Source organism: Marinimicrobium sp. LS-A18 (assembly GCF_000463525.1).
Taxonomy (GTDB): Bacteria; Pseudomonadota; Gammaproteobacteria; order Pseudomonadales; family Cellvibrionaceae; genus Marinimicrobium; species Marinimicrobium koreense.
Genome location: NZ_AWEP01000002.1, coordinates 395,247 through 415,486 on the forward strand (window position 1 = coordinate 395,247; position 20,240 = coordinate 415,486).

Annotated in this window: 18 protein-coding genes; 7 read left to right on the forward strand and 11 right to left on the reverse strand. The window is 58.7% G+C overall.

Annotation, left to right across the window (positions count from 1 at the left end; all coding sequences use genetic code 11):
* Positions 1–5 precede the first annotated feature (5 nt).
* The gene (locus N645_RS0101755; RefSeq protein WP_024459792.1) at positions 6–1,124 is read left to right on the forward strand and encodes an AI-2E family transporter; all 1,119 of its coding nucleotides are present in this window, start codon (positions 6–8) and stop codon (positions 1,122–1,124) included.
* On the opposite strand, the gene ylqF is transcribed toward N645_RS0101755, so the two are convergent.
* The gene (gene ylqF, locus N645_RS0101760; RefSeq protein WP_024459793.1) at positions 1,097–2,032 is read right to left on the reverse strand and encodes a ribosome biogenesis GTPase YlqF; all 936 of its coding nucleotides are present in this window, start codon (positions 2,030–2,032) and stop codon (positions 1,097–1,099) included. The genes N645_RS0101755 and ylqF overlap by 28 nt on opposite strands.
* A 396-nt stretch (positions 2,033–2,428) precedes the next feature.
* On the opposite strand from ylqF, the gene N645_RS0101765 reads away from it, so the two are divergent.
* Positions 2,429–3,823 carry a family 43 glycosylhydrolase gene (locus N645_RS0101765; RefSeq protein WP_024459794.1) on the forward strand — a complete coding sequence of 465 codons (1,395 nt, stop codon included), beginning with the start codon at positions 2,429–2,431 and terminating at the stop codon, positions 3,821–3,823.
* A gap of 125 nt (positions 3,824–3,948) precedes the next feature.
* Here N645_RS0101765 and N645_RS0101770 read toward each other — a convergent pair whose 3' ends face one another.
* A complete protein-coding gene (locus N645_RS0101770) occupies positions 3,949–4,581 on the reverse strand; it encodes an SDR family oxidoreductase (RefSeq protein ID WP_024459795.1) in 633 nt (210 codons plus the stop codon).
* An 84-nt stretch (positions 4,582–4,665) separates the two neighbouring features.
* On the opposite strand from N645_RS0101770, the gene N645_RS0101775 reads away from it, so the two are divergent.
* The 4 genes from N645_RS0101775 (at position 4,666) to N645_RS0101790 (ending at position 7,572) form a co-directional block, all read left to right on the forward strand.
* Entirely contained in the window at positions 4,666–5,442 is a 777-nt protein-coding gene (locus N645_RS0101775) for a TIGR01458 family HAD-type hydrolase (RefSeq protein ID WP_238559179.1), read from the forward strand.
* A 34-nt stretch (positions 5,443–5,476) separates the two neighbouring features.
* Positions 5,477–6,061 (forward strand): HD family hydrolase, encoded by a 585-nt coding sequence (locus N645_RS0101780; protein ID WP_024459797.1) that lies wholly within the window; start codon positions 5,477–5,479, stop codon positions 6,059–6,061.
* Positions 6,062–6,195: 134 nt separating this feature from the next.
* The gene (locus N645_RS0101785; RefSeq protein WP_024459798.1) at positions 6,196–7,008 is read left to right on the forward strand and encodes a glycoside hydrolase family 11 protein; all 813 of its coding nucleotides are present in this window, start codon (positions 6,196–6,198) and stop codon (positions 7,006–7,008) included.
* 15 nt (positions 7,009–7,023) lie between these two features.
* Complete coding sequence (locus N645_RS0101790) at positions 7,024–7,572, forward strand: YdeI/OmpD-associated family protein (RefSeq protein WP_024459799.1); 549 nt, start codon at positions 7,024–7,026, stop codon at positions 7,570–7,572.
* 13 nt (positions 7,573–7,585) lie between these two features.
* On the opposite strand, the gene N645_RS0101795 is transcribed toward N645_RS0101790, so the two are convergent.
* The 4 genes from N645_RS0101795 to N645_RS17340 all read right to left on the reverse strand — a co-directional run bounded on the left by N645_RS0101795 (position 7,586) and on the right by N645_RS17340 (position 13,683).
* Positions 7,586–7,963 carry a hypothetical protein gene (locus tag N645_RS0101795; RefSeq protein ID WP_024459800.1) on the reverse strand — a complete coding sequence of 126 codons (378 nt, stop codon included), beginning with the start codon at positions 7,961–7,963 and terminating at the stop codon, positions 7,586–7,588.
* A gap of 217 nt (positions 7,964–8,180) precedes the next feature.
* Positions 8,181–9,830, reverse strand: coding sequence for a family 16 glycosylhydrolase (locus N645_RS16475; RefSeq protein ID WP_081665794.1), 1,650 nt, complete (start codon positions 9,828–9,830; stop codon positions 8,181–8,183).
* Between the two features lie 297 nt (positions 9,831–10,127).
* Positions 10,128–11,417: an endo-1,4-beta-xylanase gene (locus N645_RS16480; RefSeq protein ID WP_081665797.1), complete on the reverse strand. Its 1,290-nt coding sequence runs from the start codon at positions 11,415–11,417 to the stop codon at positions 10,128–10,130.
* 166 nt (positions 11,418–11,583) lie between these two features.
* The gene (locus N645_RS17340; protein WP_024459803.1) at positions 11,584–13,683 is read right to left on the reverse strand and encodes a starch-binding protein; all 2,100 of its coding nucleotides are present in this window, start codon (positions 13,681–13,683) and stop codon (positions 11,584–11,586) included.
* Positions 13,684–14,008: 325 nt separating this feature from the next.
* Here N645_RS17340 and N645_RS0101815 point away from each other — a divergent pair, with 325 nt between their 5' ends.
* Positions 14,009–14,815: an IclR family transcriptional regulator gene (locus tag N645_RS0101815; RefSeq protein ID WP_024459804.1), complete on the forward strand. Its 807-nt coding sequence runs from the start codon at positions 14,009–14,011 to the stop codon at positions 14,813–14,815.
* Positions 14,816–14,843: 28 nt separating this feature from the next.
* On the opposite strand, the gene N645_RS0101820 is transcribed toward N645_RS0101815, so the two are convergent.
* From N645_RS0101820 to N645_RS0101840, 5 genes are all read right to left on the reverse strand, one after another.
* Entirely contained in the window at positions 14,844–15,971 is a 1,128-nt protein-coding gene (locus tag N645_RS0101820; RefSeq protein ID WP_024459805.1) for a cupin domain-containing protein, read from the reverse strand.
* Positions 15,972–16,125: 154 nt separating this feature from the next.
* The gene (gene purB / locus N645_RS0101825; RefSeq protein WP_024459806.1) at positions 16,126–17,508 is read right to left on the reverse strand and encodes an adenylosuccinate lyase; all 1,383 of its coding nucleotides are present in this window, start codon (positions 17,506–17,508) and stop codon (positions 16,126–16,128) included.
* Positions 17,509–17,711: 203 nt separating this feature from the next.
* Entirely contained in the window at positions 17,712–18,350 is a 639-nt protein-coding gene (gene hflD, locus N645_RS0101830; protein WP_024459807.1) for a high frequency lysogenization protein HflD, read from the reverse strand.
* Positions 18,351–18,587: 237 nt separating this feature from the next.
* On the reverse strand, positions 18,588–19,676 hold the full coding sequence (gene mnmA / locus N645_RS0101835) for a tRNA 2-thiouridine(34) synthase MnmA (protein ID WP_024459808.1): 1,089 nt from the start codon (positions 19,674–19,676) through the stop codon (positions 18,588–18,590).
* Positions 19,677–19,696: 20 nt separating this feature from the next.
* Positions 19,697–20,149: an NUDIX hydrolase gene (locus tag N645_RS0101840; protein ID WP_024459809.1), complete on the reverse strand. Its 453-nt coding sequence runs from the start codon at positions 20,147–20,149 to the stop codon at positions 19,697–19,699.
* Between the last annotated feature and the right edge of the window lie 91 nt (positions 20,150–20,240).

Genomic DNA, 20,240 nt, shown 5'->3' on the forward strand with positions numbered 1-20,240 from the left:
ACCTCATGTTCAAACCCTTTTCCTCGCACTTTGGTCTGCCCCATTTCCAACTGATTGCCTTACTGGTGCTGGCGACGATCGCCTTGGTGGCGGCCCTGCATGTTGCCTCTCCGATCCTGATCCCGATCACCATGGCGTGGTTGCTGAGCGCGCTGCTCGCGCCGGTCATCCGCTATGGTCAGCGGTACGGCATTCCGCCCACGCTCTCGGCTCTGGTGTTGATGGGGCTGTTGGTTTACGGCGTGGTGCTGATCTTCCTGTTGCTGATTGAACCGGCCGAGCAGTGGTTGCAGGATATTCCGGAAGTGGTGCGCGGATTTCGCGAAAAGCTCTCGGAGTTCAGCGGGCCGTTGTCAAACCTCCAGGCGGTGACCGAAGAAGTGCGTCAGCTGTACATCCTGGGCGATGGCGACAAGATGACCCCGGTTGAAGTCAAGGTCGAACGGGAAAGCACCTTGGGTTCGTTTGTCCTGGCCAATCTGCCGACGCTGTTGGCCGGGCTGACCATTGTGGTTTTTCTGACCTACTTTCTGCTCGCTGCGGGTGACCGTTTTCTGCGCAAGGCGACACAACTGGGGGCCAATCTCGGTTCGCGCCGCCGCATAGTGCGCATTGCGTATCGCATTCGTCAGGACATTTCCCGCTATCTGGCGACCATCACGGTGATCAATATACTACTGGGTGCCTGTGTGGCGCTGGCCATGAAGTTGCTCGGCGTGCCCAACGCCCTGCTGTGGGGAATCATGGCCACCTGCTTCAACTTCGCGCCTTACGTCGGCGCGGTAGTGATGGCCGGGATTCTCGCTCTGGTCGGACTGGCCACCTTCCCGAGTATTCCCCAGGCACTGCTGGTGCCGGGGGTGTATATGGCACTGTCGGTTACCGAGGGGCACATGATTACGCCAATGGTGATCGGGCGGCGGTTGGCCGTTACCCCCACCGCGGTGTTTATCTCGGTAGTGGCCTGGGGCTGGTTGTGGGGCGTGGCCGGGGCGCTGATGGCGGTTCCGTTGCTGGCGAGCTTCAAGATCGTCTGTGAAAATGTGCCGCAGTTGATGCCGATTTCACGACTGCTCGATAACAGCTCACCCAAGCGTCAACGCCGGTTTTTGCGCGCCCGCTGACGGCGCAGCTTGGCTTTTTCTTCCTTTTCGATTTTGGCCCGTTCGTCGGCCTCCCGGGCTTCGGCCTCTTCGCGTTCGGTCATCTCCGGCGTTTCCAGCGTAATGGGGCCGAGAACCCCGTCCCGCAGTTCACTGATCAGCAGCGCGGAGACTTTCTCCAGATCCACCTGGCCGCCCTTGCGCACCGTACCCCGAGCCCGGCCGATGCTTTCCAGCAGCTCCAGGTCGTCTTCGGGAAGCTCCGTGAGCCGGTAGCGGGCCTTGAGCGCCTCGGGGTATTGCTGGCCCAGATAGGCCACGGTAAACAGCGCCACTTCCGGGTAGTCAAAGATCTTCTCCTTGATCGCCCCGGTGGCGGCCAATCGGTATCCGCAACTGGGCGGATTCAGTTTGGGCCACAGAAATCCGGGGGTGTCGGTCAGCACCACCCGGTTGTCCAGTTTGATTCGTTGCTGGGATTTGGTGACCCCGGCTTCGTTGCCGGTTTTGGCAATCTTGCGCCCGGCGAGGATATTGATCAGGGTGGATTTGCCCACGTTCGGAATCCCCATGATCATCGCTTGGGTGTTGCGTGCGCTCAGGTTCCGGTCCGCCAGAATGTCCTGAATCTGAACCAGCAGTCGACGAATGCTCTCGGGCTTGCGGTGCGTGACGGGTAGGGCGGTTACGCCCTGTTCCTGCTCCAGGTGGGCCACCCAGCGCTCGGTCATGGCCGGGTCCGCCAGGTCGGCCTTATTGAGCAGTTTGATGCACGGCTTGTCGCCGCGCAGCGCGGGAATCATCGGATTCTCGCTGGAGTAGGGGATACGGGCATCGAGCACCTCAATGACCACATCCATATGGGCCATCACCTCCGCAATCTCCTTGCGGGCCTTATGCATATGTCCGGGAAACCAGTTAATCGCCATTCAATTCTCTACCAGGCTGTGTGTTCATCGGCGGGGGAGGGCGATTGTGCCCGCAATCCACCCTAACCACAACCAGCTAGCCAGTCATCGAATACCCGCGTAGGGCGGATAAGCGCGCAGCGCGCATCCGCCGTAACCCAACGAGCCAACCATCGAATGCCACATCAGATTGCGTAGGGGCCGAGCGCAGCGGTATAACCCCGCATCCGCCGTAACCTAAACCCGTTTCCAGTTGTGCCACCCAAAATTATCGAAATAACAGATACCACCAACTATTCAAAAATTGTATTACAAATCCTTGGCGACCCAATCCCAACCTTGATACCCTCAATCACGCACGATAATAGGATAATAATACGAATGGACCCACTAACCATAAGCATAAATAGGTGACCCATGAGAACAACGATACTCCGTCTACTACCGACCCTGCGCCGCCTCGGCCTGGTTGCCCTGCTGTTGGGTGCTCCTCCCGCCCTGGCACTGGACCTGACCGGCATTACCAACTCCCATGACCCCTCTACGCTGGTGCGTGATGGGGATACCTACTTCCATTTCACCACCGGTAACGGCGTCTGGTACTCCCGGTCCACCGATCTGGTCCACTGGGATAACCCCGGCGATATCTTCGGCAGCTCCTGGCCGGCCTGGATCAACGACGCGGTGCCCGGCTTTGAAGGCCACTTCTGGGCGCCGGATGCCATCCAGATGGGCGACTATTACTACGTCTACTACTCCGTCTCCACCTTCGGCAGCTCCCGCTCCGCTATCGGCGTAGTCCGCACCCCTTCGCTAAAGAACCCCAACTGGCAGGACCTGGGTGTGGTGGTGCAGTCCTATGGCGGATCGGAGGAAATTAATGCGATTGATGCGGCCCTGTTCCGCGATCACGACGGCAAGGTATATATGTCCTACGGCTCCTGGTTCGGCGGCCTAGGCGTGGCGGAAATCAATCAGAATACCGGTAAGCTCGCCAGCGCTGTCACCAAAATTTATGGCGGCGGCCACCAGTCCATTGAAGCGCCGTACATTACCCGCAACGGCGATTACTACTACCTGTTCTTCACCCGTGGCCTCTGCTGTCGGGGCGCGGACAGTACCTATGAAGTGCAGGTGGCCCGCTCCACCAGCGTGTTTGGCCCCTATACCGGCGAGCGCAACCTGTTGCCCAACGAAGACGGCAAGCGCAAAGGCCCCGGCCATATCGGCGTGCTCAAGCAGGACGGTTGTAACTACGTCACCACCCATTACTACGATCTGAATGACGGCGGCAATGCCAAGCTGGACATTCAGCGCATGACCTTCTCCGGCGGCTGGCCCTCAATGACCCACAACTTCAGTTCCATCACCAGTTGTGGTGGTGTGAGTGAAGGGCTGTATCAGTTCGAGTCCCAGCTCAGTGGCAAACTGTTGGAAATAGCCAATGCCGATACCGCCAACGGTGGCAACGTCGTGCAGTACGATGACAATGGTGGCCTGCACCAGAAGTGGTACGTGGTGGATCACGGCACGGGCGAATACAGCCTGATCAACGGCCTGAGCCTGAAGGGTATGGATGTCTGGGAAGGTAGCACATCGGCGGGTACGAATATCGCCCAGTGGGACTACTGGGGCAGCGCCGGTCAGCGTTGGCAGATCAACCCGGCGGGTAACTACGTGGAAGTTGAATCGGTACTGAGCGGCATGGTGCTGGATGTGGAAGGAAAAAGCACCGCCAACGGTGCCAACATCCTGCAGTGGAACAGCACCGGCGGCACCAATCAACGCTGGACCATGATCCGTCAGTATTAATCACCAACCTTGTTACGGCGGATGCGCCTTCGGCTTATCCGCCCTACGGCCGGGCGCAGCGGTATAGACACGCGTAGGGCGGATAAGGGCGCAGCCCGCATCCGCCGTAACCCAACTCGAATCGCTCACCCCAAACAAGCCGCAATCGGCTGATCCCCATGAAACAGGGGATAAATCTTCCCGATCGTCCCCGGCGACCCCAGACAATGCTCAATCGCCAATGCCACATCCGCGCGGGAAATCCACTGGTCCTCGGCCTTCTCCGGCCAATGGTTGATCACCCGTCCCGAGGCCGGGTCATCGGTCAAGCGTCCAGGCCGCAGAATGGTGTAGGGCACGCCGCTCGACAACAGGTGATCATCGGCAATTTTCTTGCACACGGTGTAATGCTTGATCTTGGCTGGCCCCGCTTCCGGATCTTCCGCGCCACGCGAGCTGACCATCACAAACTGTTGAATACCCCGGGCCTTGGCGATATCCACCGCCTTCATTGCGCCCCACATATCCACCAGAATGGTCTTGTCCGCCCCGGTTTTGGCGCCCGAGCCGGCGGTAAACACCACCTTGTCACAGCCTTCAAACGCATGGCTGAAGTCGCCTTCCAGATCCGCAATCACGGGCTCGGCACCCAGAGAGCGCACCGCCTCGGCCTGCTGCTCGTTACGCACCATGGCGCGCGGTTTCTGGTGGTGGTCCGCCAGTTCCTGGACCAGTAACTGGCCAATCTGCCCGTGAGCGCCAATAATCAAGGTAGTCATTGCGTGTTTCCCCTCATCTCCAGTGCAATGACAACACCTTACCATGAAGACAAAAAGTCTGGCATCATCCGAAAAGAGCCGTCGATGCCACTGGAGGCCGCCATGAACGACACCCGCATCAAAGCCGTATTTTTCGATCTGTCCGGTGTTCTGTACGAGGGTGATCGGCGAATCGACGGCGCCATTGAGGCCGTCGCGGCGGCCAGAGACCGAGGCCTGGTACTGCGGTTTGTCACCAACACCGCCACCAAGTCACGTGAACAGTTACTGGAGAAACTGCAACAACTGGGCTTTGATGTGACAGCGCAAGAACTCTTCACCGCCCCCGATGCGGCACTGGCCTACGTGCGGGAACACCAGTTGACCCCCTACGCGCTGGTCCACCCCAGCATCAAGCCGCTGTTCGAGCCCCAGAGTGACCGCGAACCCGACTGCGTGGTGCTGGGCGATGCGCGGGACGAGTTGAACTACCGTAACCTCAACCAGGCGTTTCGCATCGCACAGGCCCACAAACGGCTGATTGCCATTGGCGAGAACAAATACTTCAACGACGGCGATGCCCTCTGTCTGGATGCCGGCCCCTTCGTCCGGGCGGTCGCCTGGGCGGCGGATGTGGAGCCGGTGGTCATGGGCAAACCCAACCCGGAATTCTTCCACCAGGTAGTCGCCTCTACCGGCCTGGCACCCGACCAGTGCCTGATGATCGGCGACGACGTATTTGGGGATGTGGAGGGGGCACTCAAAGCCGGTTTGCAGGCCCGGTTGGTGAAAACCGGAAAATATCAGGCTGGGGACGAGAAGAAATTGAGCCCGGCCGCGATAGTTCTGGATTCTGTAAAAGTATTACCGTCGATGCTATAACGAAGGTATTCGAGTGCGAGTATCAGGAGGCTTGGTGAACAAAAGTGTTACTCAACTATCCGATTTTCTACTTCAACTTGACGGCCTGAAGTCCGTGAACCGTCGGACGTATATCAATGGCGGTGAGCGCGTAGAAAATTCGGCTGAACATTCCTGGCACCTGGCGATGGCGTGTTGGGCGTTCTCGGAGTTGTTGCAAGATGATTTTGATGTTTTGACACTTATCAAGCTGGCGTTGGTTCATGATCTGGGTGAAATTGATGCTGGTGATACGTTTCTTTACAGCGCCAATCGAGAGACTGCCCACCTTGAAGAGCGCAAGTGTGTTGAGAGGATTGCATTCCACCCTGGAAACCCCATCCAGAACTTATTGACCCTGTGGGACGAGCAGGAGTTTGGGCAAAGCAGGGAGGCCAAACTGCTGAAGGTTATCGATCGACTGCTGCCGTTTCTGCACAATATCTCCAGTAACGGGCGAGCATGGCAGGAGAACGGGATCTATAAAAGCCAGGTGTTGGAAATGCATCAGTTTGTTAAGCAGGAACAGCCGGACATCTATCAGTGGGTGGTTGCAAAGGTAGATTACGCGGTCGAGCAGGGGTGGCTGAAGGAGTCCTGAAACCGCTTATTTTGGCTTTGTGTTCGAGGCGGATAAATGCTCTAATAATGGTCATAAGGACCACTACTGACATTCAAGCTCCCGTGCACCTCAGGTATGGAGGTCTCGCCGGGAGACAATAAGAGGACCGAGCTTTGAAAACCCATCGTCTTACGAATACTGCACTGGCTCTCGCCTTGTTTGGCGCTGTGGGCTGTGCTACCGAGCAACAGACTCCGGATTCCAGCGCTACAGCTTCCGCGGCCGGTATCGAGAAATTCAAGGCCTATACCCAAAAATTCACCGACGACACCGTGATTACCGACAGTCATGCCACCGGGCACGTGGGGGATTTCTTCTTCACTCACTGGAAGGACGGCGGTGCCACTACTCTGGCGCTGGAAACCGACGGGTCCTTCAAAGTGGAGTGGGAAGGCGGCGGTTATAACTACGTCGGCGGCCCCGGCTGGCACTATGGCGATGAAGATCGGGTGATTGGATATCGGTTTGACGAGGACAGCGGTGCGAGCTATATCACCCTGTACGGCTGGGGCTACGATGAAACCATGCCGAAGGACGATCCGGCCCACCTGGTGGAGTATTATATTCTCCAGCGCTGGACCTACGACCCCAGTCAGGACGGTGAGTACGGGAAGACCTTTGTCAGTAACGGCGTCGAGTACTCTACGTATCGCTCAGTACGCGAGCAGAAGCCGTCGATCAACAATACCTCCACGTTTTACCAGTACTGGAGCAAGCCGACGGAGCAGCGCGAGTTGGGCAAGGACTACGAAATCAACTTCGCCGATCATGTCAAAGCGTGGGCGGATACCGGCTGGATTATTCCGGATATGAATAACTTTGACGCCAGCGATGACCCCACCTATCAGGTCATGGCGGTCGAGGTGTTCAACCCCGCCAATGACGGTGTTGGGTCCGGTCAGGTTTGGGATGCGACAGAACGGTAAAGTCTATATTGAGCAATGACAACTTCGAACCCGTCGACATTCAAAGCCAAACTTCAACGCCCGGCAAAGCCGGGCGCTGATGCTTCCTGGACTTTCCTCGTGTTACCCAAAGCGGTCAGCGACACGCTGCCTCGGCGCGGGCGGACGTCGGTGTACGGCACCCTGAATGGTCATCCTTTTCAGGCGAGGCTTGAGCCGGATGGGCAGTTGAGCCATTGGCTCAGGATCTCTCTGGCATTGCGAGAGGCGGCGGGTGCAGAAGTGGGCGACACGGTAACGGTGACCTTGGCACCCGTTGAGGTGGAGCCCGAACCCGAGCTGCCGGGTGATCTTCAAAACGCCCTTGCGGCGGCTCCGTCGGCAACGGAAGCCTGGGAAAGTACTACCACTCTGGCACGAGTAGACTGGATACACTGGGTCGAGTCGGCCAAGCAGGCGAAAACCCGGGCGCGGCGGGTAGAGAATGCCTGCGACATGTTGGCCTCAGGTAAAAAGCGGGTCTGCTGTTTTGACTCGTCGGGGCATTACAGCAAAAGCCTGAGTGCACCCGAGGCCGATCAATAATGACCGAGACGTCTTATTGCTGTCCCTCGCCTTGTTCGCTCCGCTGCTCCCTGATGTAAGTCATTAACTGCTCGACCTGGTCGGACCTCAGTATGCGGTTCAATCGTGATTCCAGAACAATATCGGAATAGACGGTTGTAGCGCTGATCTCTTCCTGCGGCGGCAGGGTTTCGCTCAACTCCTGTAACGCCTCGTCCGCTTTTTCCCTATCTTCCCGGAACTGATTCATTACCTCCATGACGTCGTTACGCCGACGCAGGGTCAGGTCCATCTGTTGGAAAATATCGTCCAACTGGATGTTTTCGTAGAGGTCGCCGTGATTGTCAGCCAGGGCTTGGGGCAGCGATAGCGCGATGAACAGGGCAGATACAGAGAATAGTGCACGAATCATGACGTTTTTCCTCAGGGCCTGTGGTTGGTTCGGTATCCGAGGAAGCCATTGGCTTCGCCTTAGTTACAGTATTGATCATGGCGCACTGTTTTGGGGCCGGTTATGGTGGATTTATAGACGATTTGGTTTGTGGGCGGTGACTGCTTATTGCGTTTGGGGATTTAGAGAGGGGGGGACCGTCGCAGACGGCTATTCTGCGACGATCTCGTTGATCGGTTTACTGGTAGACCCGCACGTAATCGATATACATGCGCTGGGGGAACTGGCTGGTGCCGTCGGGTTCGCCGGGCCAGCTTCCGCCAATGGCAATGTTTAGCAGAAAGAAGAAGGGGTGATCGTACACCCAGTTGCCGTATTGTTCCACCTCCGAACGAGTCACACTGTAGAAGTTGATGTCGTCCACATACCAGTCGATGCCGTTTTCATCCCACTCCACAGCGTATACATGGTAGTTGGCGTCGGCGGACTCGCCCAGGTCGTGGGTGCCGTTGATCGGGGTGTCGCCGGAGTAGCCCGGGCCGTGCAGGGCGCCGTGGGTCAGGTTGGGCTCGAAGCCGACATGTTCCATGATGTCGATTTCGCCATTGTTGGGCCAACCGACCTGGTCAAAGTCATTGCCCATCATCCAGAAGGCAGGCCAGATGCCCTGGGTTTGGGGTAGCTTGATGCGGGCTTCCATGCGCCCGTACTCGAACTCCTGCTTGCCTTTGGAAATCATGCGGGTTGAGGTGTAGCTGCAGTAGCCATACCAGCACTCGTAACCTTGCGGGTTTTCCTGGCGGGCCTCCAGAACCAGTACATTGCTGTCCACGTCGGAGTCGTACTGAATAAAGGCGTTGTCGCCGCCGGTATAGTACTGCAGCTCCTGGTTGCCCCAGCCCCAGCCACCGGTCTCAAACGTCCAGTTATTGCTGTCGATAGTGTCGAACTCATCGCTCCACACGGGCTGAGGGGCTGGATCGGTGCCGCCACTGCCCGGTTCGAAACGCACCCAATTGAGGTTGAAGTTTCCGCTTTGAACCTTGACCCGCACGGTGTGCTGCCCCGCCGGCAGAGCGATGGGCCAGGAGGTCAGGGTAGTCCAGCTTTGCCAGCCACTGGTATTGCCGACGTTCTGGGTACCAACGATTTCAGAGCCGTTCAGGTCGATGGTGAACTGGCCACCGCCGATGTCCGAGGCGACGCGGGAGCTCACTGTGTAGGTGTCGGCGTCCAGGTTGATGGTGTATTCCAGCCATTCCCCGGCCTCGATCCAGCCGACATTGTAGCCGCCACCGTCGTCGGTACTGGCTTCAATGTCGACATCGCCGCTGCGATAGGCGCCACCCGTGTTGCCTGCCGTGGTGTCGTAGGCGTTGATATAATCTTCGGCCTGCAGTGTTTGCACGCTGCCTGCCCCGCCGCTCTGGCCGTAAATTTCCAGCTCCCAAATGGAATAACCCCATTCATTACCAGCACTGCGGCTGATGCCGTTCATGCGCACGTAGCGGAAGTTGCCCGCGACATTGATGGTATCCGTTCGGTCTCCGAATGTGCCGCCGGTTTCTGTGGCCAGCGTCGTCCAGTTACCTCCGTCGTTGGAGCCAAGTATCTGGTAGGTGTCCGCGTTAGCCGCTTCCCAGTGAATGACGACGCTGGACAGGGTGTACTGTTGTCCGAGGTCGATGGTGATGTGGGACGGGTCAGTCTGCGCCGCTGAAGCCCAACGGGTGTTGGGGTCGCCATCAATAGCGTTGCTGGCCGCTAAATCCTGGGTGCTGGCGGAAGCAGTGGCATTTTGTGCCAGGTTGTCGTTTTGTGCCTGAACGCTGACGCTGATCATGAGTAGCAGTGCGCTGAAAAGCGCGGGAAGGTGTCGATACATCATTATTATCCTCGCTGTGCAAGTGAGTTTTATTGAGATGGCCGTTGAACGGCATTGCCAGCTAAGCACAGGCGGGTGATGTGGGTATCTCACTTTGGGGGCGGGGCGTAAAGTGGGACGGGGAATCTGGTCAGTTTGTGGGGTGGATCACAGGATGTGGTGTGGTGGATATCGGTGGATGACGCTTCGCTCCGAAACGTCGGACCGATCTACCCGACAGGGACTCGGCAGTTGCTGCCGGGTTAGTAGGGTGGATAAGGGGCCAAAGGCCCCGTCATCCACCGCTTTCCATCGTTCAGCTTAAAACTCGCTGGTGCAGGTCTCGCCACGGAATGCCTGAGCGACGCCTTCGAGGGCGGGCTTGGCAGTCAAGTCGGCGTTGAACAGCAGAGGCCAGACATCGTCGTAGTCATTGCCGGTGGCGTTGGCGAACTGGTTCATCAGCCAGCTTTCGTCATCGGTAAGGCCCCAGACGGTGAAGCCGCCGCGTAGTTCTTCCGGAACAACCTCCAGGTAAACTTCGGCGATTTCACAGAACCGCAGCTTCTGGGCGCCTGCCAGTTCGGCGTCATAGGTCAGGGTGTCCGGCGCATTGCCACCGTAGGGATTGACCACGGCAACGTCCAGTTCGGTGACTTTCACTTTCAGGTCCATGTCCACCACGTCCTGGAACGCGTCCCGGAAGTTGGTGATGCTCGGGTAGTCCATGTACACATGCATCTGGAAGCCGACGCCATCGATGAGGCCCAGGCCGTCGAGGTGCTCGGCAATTTCCAGGGTCTTGGCCAGGCGACCGGCATTGGCGGTGTTGTCGTAATCGTTGTAGTACAGATCAACGTCCGGCTGGGTATCCCGTGCGGCCTGGTACATCACTTCAATATACTCGGGCACTTCACCTTCAGCAGGCGGTGCGTAGTTGTAGAACAACGAATGGCGCCATCCGTCTTCCGTACCGGTATCTACCGCTTCGTTGACCACGTCCCAACTGACCACCACTTCGGGGTCGAAGTGGTTGAGAATGCCTTCGACGTGGGCGGTCAGCATGTCTTGCCAACCTTCGCCGTAATCCCGCATAAACTCGGGCACCTGATAGTCCGGATGCCAGAGCAGGGCGTGGCCGTGTACGGTCATACCGTTGCTCTGGGCGAAGTTGACCAGCTGATCGGCATCACCGAAGGTGAAATTGTCTTCGGTCGGATGCAGGTAACTCATCTTCATGATGTTGCCAGCGGTAAGCTGGTTGAAGTGAGTGGCGATGACATCCTGACGTTCAGTAGCATCGCTGTGGTTGAAAATACTGTAGTTCTCGTTGGCGGCCGAAACGGCGACGCCGACGGGGAAGCTGGTGGGTGCTTCCGCATACAGGTTGTAATCAGCAGTCACGCTGAAAACACTAGGTTCGCTACTGCTGCTGGAGCTTTCGCTGCTCGATTCACTGGATGAGGAACTGGAAGAACTCGAGGAAGAGCTTGAAGGCCGGTCGGGAAATTCCAGTTCGGGTCCGCTGTTGCCGCCGCCGCAGGCGGACAGGCCCAGCGCCAGCAGGGCGGTGGTGAGCAGAGTAAAGCGGTTTTTCATTGCGATTGGCATGGGATCACCTGGTTATGGTTATTGAATCGGTCGGGCTCTGATCGCTTTATCGGCCCGTTGTAGTCAAATATACCACAAGAGTTCAGGTTGACCAATGGCTGTTGAGTGGACGCACAAAAAAAGGGGCGCAGCCGCGCCCCTCAAGGGTTTCAGCGCAATAATCTGCCTAGGGGGCGCTCACCCCGCAATTTGATAACGCTGTCCATTGCCCATTTTGGTAGCAGGTGTTGCCGCCGGTCATGGTCAGGTCGGGGGTCTGAGCGCCGCCATTGTCGTTGAATACAACATTGAGGTCGGTGAGCTCAGCGCCGGTGTCGTAGCAGTAAAATCCATTGTTGGCTTCCAGTGCGACCCCGGGCCAGTTGCTATCCGCCAATACACCGCTGGGGCTGGCATTCCAGAAGTGCATGTGCGGGTTGCTGTAGCCGTTGGCGTTGTCATAGCAGACGTAGGTGCTCTCGCTGGGCGAGGGGCTCGTCTGAGTGCCGTCGTCGACCGTAAAGCCGCACTGCTCCAGGCTCTGCCACTGGCCGTTGCTGTAGCAACCGTCGCCGGTGTAAGTCAGGTCGGAGGTCTGGGCACCGCCGTTGTCGTTGAACACGATGTTCAGGGAGCTGAGTGCCGCGCCCGGATCAAAGCAATGGTAGTCACCCTGGGCAGTCATGGCTTCGCCGGGCCAGGTCGTGCTGGCCAGGGCGCCGCTGGGGCTCGGGCTCCAGTAGTAGATGTGCGGATTGCTGTAGCCTGTCTGGTTGCTCAGGCAGATGCTGTTGGCGTTGATGGTGTCAGGTTCCGGCTCGGGTTCCGGTTCGGGATCGGTACCCACGCGCGCATCGCGGTGGATGGCGGCGGCGGTCATGCCGTCCAGGCTGACGTCCACCTGACCCTGAGCGTTCACCCAGAGGATTTCGCCGGAGCAGCTACCGTTGTCGAAATCGCCGTCGATCACGTTGCAATACTCACCTTCCGGCAGGTTGGTGCTGAAGGTGCGAGTCAGTTGGTTGCCTTCCCGGTTGATGATGACAAAGCCGGCATCGCCACGCCCGAAGGCAATCTGATTGCTCCCGTTATCCCACCAGTTGTTGACCGGCTGATCGCCAACGGCGGAGCGGAAAGCCACCATGTTGGCGATGGGGCGCCAGCGGTGTTCGCACTTCCAGTCGGAGCCATAGCAGTTCAGGTTCCCGTTGTTGTGCACCGGCGCGCTGGGCGGGCCCGCCTCGCTGTCCGAGAAGTCAAAGCTGGACATGACTTTAGGGTAGCCATAGGGCCAGGCGAGCATGAAGACGTTGCTCAGGTCGTACAGTGAGCCGTCTTTATAGGTCAGCACATTGCTGCCGCCGGCACCGTGGCCGCGCTGATTGTCGTGATTGTCGGTAAAGACCACCGCGGAACCACCGCTGATAAAACCCCAGCTCTCGCCGAAGTTCTGCAGCCAGTTCAGTTGGCCGTTTTTAAATTGATTACCCAGCTCGGCGCTGTACCGGAATTCGGTCACGTCGCCGCCACTCAGGTATTCACCGGCACTGACCGCTTCGCCGCCCAGATCAATCACTTCCTGAAAAATATAGGGGTTGCCATTGAGGCGGCTGGTGATGGCGTTAATGTCCGTCGGGCTCATATGTTTGGACGCATCCAGACGAAAGCCTTTGACGCCGATGTTGATCAGGTTATTCAGATAGTTGGCCAGGGTTTGCCGGACGTACTCTGCTCCCGTGTCCAGGTCCGGTAGGCCTACCAGCCGACAGTTGCGCACCGCCCAGGCATTGCTCGCGTAATCGCTGCCGCTGATGTCGCAGGGTGCGTGGAAGTCGTTGGTGGAAAATTCCGGGTAGCTGGTGCCGTAGGAATAATTGCTGCCGTTGGTGCCTACGCCGGAGCCTGCAGCGGTGTGGTTGATCACGGCATCGACATAGATATCCACGCCGACAGCGTCACAGCGTTGCACCATGTCGATAAATTCAGCGCGGGTGCCACTGCGGCTGTTGTCGATGGTAAAACTCACCGGTTGATAACGGGTCCACCAGGCGTCGCCCTGGATGTGTTCCTGGGGTGGTGATACCTGGATGCCCGCGTAACCTTTTGGGCCCAGGTGCTGTTCACATTCGGTGGCGATGTCGCTCCAGCGCCATTCAAACAAGTGGACGAAGGTGTCGCCGGGGGCGGGCTGGGCAAAGGCGCCAGAGATACTGAATAAAGTGATCGACAGGGCACCGGCGAGCCAGTGACACAATCGCGGAAGTAAGGGGTTATTGTGGTTTTGCATAAAACCTCCATTCTCGAAATGTCTATTGGTGTTATGGTTTTTTTAACTTGCCACATCGCGCAAGTTCGGGAGGTTGGGATGACATCAGCGACTGATTATTGTGGTCTGTGTCGCTCAGTTTCATTGGAAAGCCTTTTGGGTCGCCTGGGCAAGATGAATACGTATGCAGATTCGGGACGATGGGATGTAATCGACCTCAATGTGCACTGCATCACGTTGGGTGAATCGTCCGTTTGACGGAGGTCTGCCGGGAGGCGGTGGTTTCGTTTTTACATGTAAAATTTCTGTGGTATCTTTGAGCGATAATTTGCACTCAGGAGTGACCATGGCCAAGCCTTCTACCGCACAGGATTCACCGGGTAGCAGTTCCAATGATGAAACCGAACGCAAGTATCGTGCACCGGCCCTTGAAAAAGGTCTGGATGTGCTCGAGTTGTTGGCGCGTGAGGGCGTACCGCTGACGACCTCTCAAATTGCGTCGCAGTTGGGACGTTCGGTGAGTGAGTTGTTCCGGATGGTGTTGACGCTGGAGTATCGGGGTTACATCGCCCAGTCTGAAAACGGGGAAGGTTACGAGCTTACCAATCATCTTTTCACTCTGGGTATGGCTCAGGCGCCGACTCGCACCTTGCTGGATGTGGCATTGCCGATTATGAAGGAGTTGGCTCAGGACGTGGGGCAGTCCTGCCATCTGGTGGTTGCCTCGGGTGATCAGGTAGTGGTGGTCGCACGCATTGAAAGCCCCCGGGATCTGGGCTTTGCCGTGCGCCTGGGGTATCGACGCCGGGTCATTGAGGCGGCGTCGGGGCTGTTGCTGTACGGATTGCGCTCGGAGCAGGAGCGGGACGCCTGGCGCCCCGCGCTGGAGGCGTCGGACGAACAGGGGCGGAGAATGCCGTCGTTTTTGGCTGAGGCTGAGCAAGCGGCGGCTCAAGGCTATATGTGTCGGGCCAGTGATTTCGTGGATGGCGTGACCGACGTCGCCTGTCCGGTGATGGGGCGGGAAGGCCCGGTGGCCGCACTGATCGTGCCGTTTATTCAGTGCAAGCCCTTACCCTGCACACAGGAAGAAGTGTTGGAGCGGCTGAAAAACGCCACCCATCGCATCGGCAGTCAACTTGGCGGCGTATAGAGCCGCCGGTCGCGTTTATCAGGGTGGCTTACGCCCAGAGTTTTCCGGCCTGAACCAGTTCGCTGAGGAGTGCGATATCCTGCTCGGACTGAGCACTGGCTTTCAGCTCACGGGTTTCCGGTGCAATGTCAGCGCACAGGCATTCAGCCAGTGCACGTGAACAGGCATACTGTTCTCCATCCACATAGAGAGTCGCCTGATCGCCGTCGGCGCAGTAGGCAAAGCGACTGGCCGGGTGCCGCTCCAGTTGCGCTGTGTGGGTCCAGCCCTGTTCGGTGTCATCGGGAGCTTCCGTTTCCAGGTCGGGATATTTGGGAGCGGTCATATACCGGCCGAACCAATCCTGAATGGCCTCGGGCGTCAGGTGGCTCTGAATCAATGCGTCCAGTGCGTTCAGGGTGTCCGCCGGAATTTCGCCGGGGTTTTCCGCAGGGGCCAGTGCCGGGTCCCGGTACCGTTGGTCGTTTGTCAGCCGGCTGGCGATATCCTGGCTCAGCTCAGTAAAGATATCCGCCACGCTCGGAGCGCGAAAGCCGATGGAGTAGGTGATGCAATCGTCGCCTTCCGCGGTACCCCAGTGAGCGACACCGGGCGGAATATAGAGCATGTCGCCCGGTTCCAGCACCCAGTCTTCCGTGCCCTCAAAGTCTTGCAGAATATTCAGCGCGGTACCTTCCACCTTGGGACTTTGGCTGTCGCACGTCTGCCCGATGCGCCAGCGGCGCTTGCCGTTTCCCTGTAGCAGGAAAACATCGTAGTAATCGAAGTGCGGGCCGACGCTGCCCTGATCCACCGCGTAGCTCACCATGATGTCATCCAGCCGCCAGTCGGGCAGGAAGCGGAAGTGGTGCAGCAATTCCTGAACCTCCGGCACCCATTGATCCACGGCCTGAACCAGCAGAGTCCAGTGGCTGGGGGGCAGGGCAGCGAAGTCGTCTTCCTCGAAAGGCCCCTGGCGGAGTTCCCAGGGCGTTTTTCCCTTTTCCAGCACCAGGCGCGATTCCACCTCGTCTTCCAGTGCCAGGCCGGCGAGTTCATCGCCGTCCAGGGGCGATTCAAAATCCGGAAAGGCGTTGCGGATCAGTAGCGGTTTCTGTTGCCAGTAATCGCGCAGGAAAGTTTCGACGGGCATATCGCCCAGGTGGGTCAGGGGCATGGTGGGGGAGACCGTTGTTGTGCAGGGTTGATGGTTGGGTTACGGAGTTTGGTTGCGGCGGATGCGGGTTATACCGCTGCGCTCGGCTCCGCCCTACGCAACCTCTGTGCTATACGTAGGGCGGATAAGCGAAGCGCATCCGCCGTTACCTGAACTAGATTTTCTTCGCCTGCGCCTCGGCATTCCCAATGTAATTCCCCGGCGTCAACGCCCGCATGGCAGCCTTGGCGTCTTCGGGAATATCCAGCCCGTCGACAAAATCATTCAACACCTGCTGGTTGATGGTCTGCCCGCGAGTCAACGCCTTGAGCTTCTCGTAAGGCTCTTCAACGTTATAGCGACGCATGATGGTCTGGATGGGCTCGGCCAGCACTTCCCAGGCGTTGTCCAGATCCGCTGCCAGGCGGGCGCGGTTGATTTCCAGCTTGCCGATGCCTTTGAGGGTGGAGGCATAAGCGATAAAGCTGTAACCAAAACCCACACCCATATTGCGCAGGGCGGTAGAGTCGGTCAGGTCGCGCTGCCAGCGGGAAATTGGCAGCTTCTGCGCCAGGTGGGTAAACACCGCGTTGGCCAGGCCCAGGTTGCCCTCGGAGTTTTCAAAGTCGATGGGGTTCACCTTGTGGGGCATGGTGGAGGAGCCCACCTCACCGGCGATGGTTTTCTGCTTGAAGTAACCCAGGGAAATATAGCCCCAGACGTCCCGGTCGAAATCGATCAGGATGGTGTTGAACCGGGCGATGGCATCGAACAGCTCAGCGATGTAGTCGTGCGGTTCGATCTGGGTGGTGTAGGGGTTCCAGGTCAGGCCCAGGCCTTCGACAAAGGTCTGGGCGTTGGCGGCCCAGTCGATGTTCGGGTAGGTAGCCAGGTGGGCGTTGTAGTTGCCCACGGCGCCGTTGATTTTGCCCAGCAGCTCGACCTGCTCAATCTGCTTGATCTGACGGCGCAGGCGCGCCACCACATTGGCCATTTCCTTGCCCACGGTGGTGGGGGAGGCGGTCTGGCCGTGGGTGCGCGAGAGCATGGGGTCGGCGGCGTAGTCGTGGGCCAGCTTGGCGATGGCATCGGTGATCTGCTGTGCCTGAGCCAGCATCTGTTCGCGACCAGCCTTGAGCATCAGGGCGTGGGACAGGTTGTTGATGTCTTCACTGGTGCAGGCGAAGTGCACGTACTCCAGTACCGCTTCCAGCTCCTTGTTGCCGGCGAACTGCTTTTTCAGAAAGTATTCCACGGCTTTCACGTCGTGGTTGGTGGTCCGCTCGATCTCTTTGATCTGCTCCGCTTCGGCCTCGCTGAAATCGGCCACAATGGCATCCAGCTGCTGATGGGTCTCTTTGCTGAAGGCCGTCACTTCGGCGATGTCGGGGTGTTCGCTCAGGCGCTGCAGCCAGCGCACTTCCACCGCCACTCGGCAGTGAATCAGGCCAAATTCGCTGAAAACCGCGCGCAGATCAGCGGTTTTGCTGCCGTAGCGGCCATCGATGGGGGAAACAGCGTTCAGGGGCGTGAGTTGGTCGAAGGTTGCGGATGCCATGGGAGTCTCTTGCTTGGGTTCAAACGGATTGGAAAAGGCGGGCATTGTACCGGAAAATGGGTGGTTTTGCGCGTTGTATGGGCCGAGCGCAATGGTGACGGCGGATGCGGCGGGGGTTGGTTACGGCGGATGCGGCCTTTGGCCTTATCCGCCCTACGCGACCTGCTGTGCTATCCGCATTCGCCGTTACCCATACTAAACGGTCAATGCAACTCCGCCTTTGCCTCACGCAACAACCGGTCAACCGTCTGGGCCAACTTTTTGCGCTGAAAAATCAACTGCCACCGGCTGCCACCCACCTGCCGCCACAAGGTGGCCGAACGGATGCCCGCCAACAACAGGGCGCGGACCTGATTGGCGATACGGGCCTGTTGCAGATACCCCTGATCCCCGGTTACCTGAATGCGAAAGCGGAAGGTGCTGATGGTCTCCTTGTACAGGTCCCCCAGGTTACCGATCACATTCTCGTGGGTGCTGGAGAACAGCTCAGCCTGTCGGGCGGCCTGCTTCAGACGTGTGCCCAATACGCCCAGCATGTCCTTGCGCGCACTGAGTTTGCGCTGCAGGTGCAGTACCCCAAGGCTGTAACGCAGGGCGTCTTTGTGTTGCTGGTTGCCGGGCTCCAGGGTGGCCTGGAGGATTTCCAGCCCGGGAATGAGGTGGGCGAGGGTGTTCCCGTACACCGCCCGGGTGTTGGGCGGGTCCATGGCGAACAGGCTCTCGATGGTGCAGCGATAGGCGTCGCTGGGTACGTAGCCGGTTTTGGCCAGTTGTTCCACGAGGCCGGCGGCCTGGAAGAGGCCCGCCAGGGCGATGGTGGCGTTTTCGAGCTTGTCAGTCACGGGGGTGTTGGGTCCTCGTTGGTGGTTAAAATGGTAAACGCATCATTTTTGGTGGTTGTTTGGGGTGTTGGTTGCGGCGCGTTGGGTTACGGCGGATGCGCTTCGTTTATCCGCCCTACGCATACCTCGGTGGTTCGCGACAACCCGCGATCGGTGCGGGTCCCGCCCACTGCGGGTCGCGTAGGGCGGAGCCGAGCGCAGCGGTATGACTCCCATCCGCCGCTCCCCAAACGCGAATTACACCGCCCGCTCAATCACCGCGCCCCCCAGGCACACATCGCCATCGTACAACACCACCGACTGCCCGGGGGTAATGGCCCGCTGAGGTTCACCAAAGGCAATACGTAACCGGTCGCCCTCAACGGTGACCTCACACGCCTGGTCGGCCTGGCGATAGCGGGTTTTGGCCGTGCAGCGGAATACCGGTGCGGGCGCTTCGCCGTTGATCCAGTGAATCTGGCTCGCCTCCAGCCCGTCGTTGTACAGCAGCGGGTGCTCGCCCTGCACAGCAATCAGCACATTGCGCTCCAGGTCCTTCTGCGCCACAAACCAGGGCGCTTCGCTCGCACCGGCCACGCCGCCAATACCCAGGCCCTGGCGCTGGCCGATGGTGTAGTACATCAGGCCGGCGTGCTCGCCGATGACCTGGCCTTCGGGCGTCTCGATGGTGCCGGGCTGGGCGGGCAGGTATTGCTGCAGAAAGTCCTTGAAACGGCGCTCGCCGATAAAGCAGATGCCGGTGCTGTCTTTCTTCTTGGCGGTGGCCAGGCCGTGTTCTTCGGCAATGCGACGCACCTGGGGCTTCTCGATATCCCCCAGCGGAAACAGGCTGCGGGCAAACTCGGCCTCACCGACCGCGTGCAGAAAGTAGCTCTGGTCCTTGTTGGGGTCCAGGCCTTTCAATAAATAGGTGCGCCCGTCCCGGTCCTGACGGCGCACATAGTGACCGGTGGCGATCAGTTCACCGCCGAGCATTTCGGCGTATTCAATAAAGACTTTGAACTTGATTTCCCGATTGCACAGGATATCCGGGTTGGGAGTACGTCCGGCTTTGTATTCGGCCAGGAAGTGCTCAAATACATTGTCCCAGTACTCGGCGGCAAAGTTGGCGGTGTGCAGCTTGATGCCGAGCCGGTCGGCCACGCGCTGGGCGTCCGCCAGGTCGTCCTTGGCGGTGCAGTATTCGGTGCCGTCGTCTTCGTCCCAGTTTTTCATAAACAGGCCCTCGACCTGATAGCCCTGCTGCTGCAGGATCAGGGCGGTGACCGAGGAGTCGACGCCGCCGGACATGCCGACGATGACGCGGGGTTTGGTGTCTGCTGTCATGAGAATCCGGTGTTGTTCAATCAGTTGTGCTGCTGACGGTGCAGAAGCTCCAGCGGATAGCGTTTGCCGCTGAGGTACTCGTCGACGGCGTCCAATACCATGGGGCTGCGCCACTGGGCTTTACAGGCCAGAAGCTCATCCCGGGTCAGCCAGCGCGGCTCAATGATGCCGTCATCCAGGGGTTGCTCGGGAATTTCCTTCAGGGCCTCGGCCACAAAGGTGTGCCTCAGGTAGGTCACGCCATTGGCCGGCGCATTGTACAGGCTGATACTCAGCAGGGCGGTGGGCTTCACCAGCCAACGGGTTTCCTCAAGGGTTTCCCGAATCGCCGCCTCGACCAGACTTTCCCGGGGTTCCAGATGGCCGGCCGGTTGGTTGTAGACATCGCGCTCATCGGCGTGTTCATACACAAACAGGAAACGGCCGTCCCGCTCCACCACAGTGGCCACGGTCACGTGGGGTGCCCAGGTCATAAGAATCCTTGTCGTCGGGGAATTTGCAAGCGAAAGGCACAGTTTACCGGATTTGACGCCCGGCGGCACGGGGGCGAGTCAGGTTGATGGA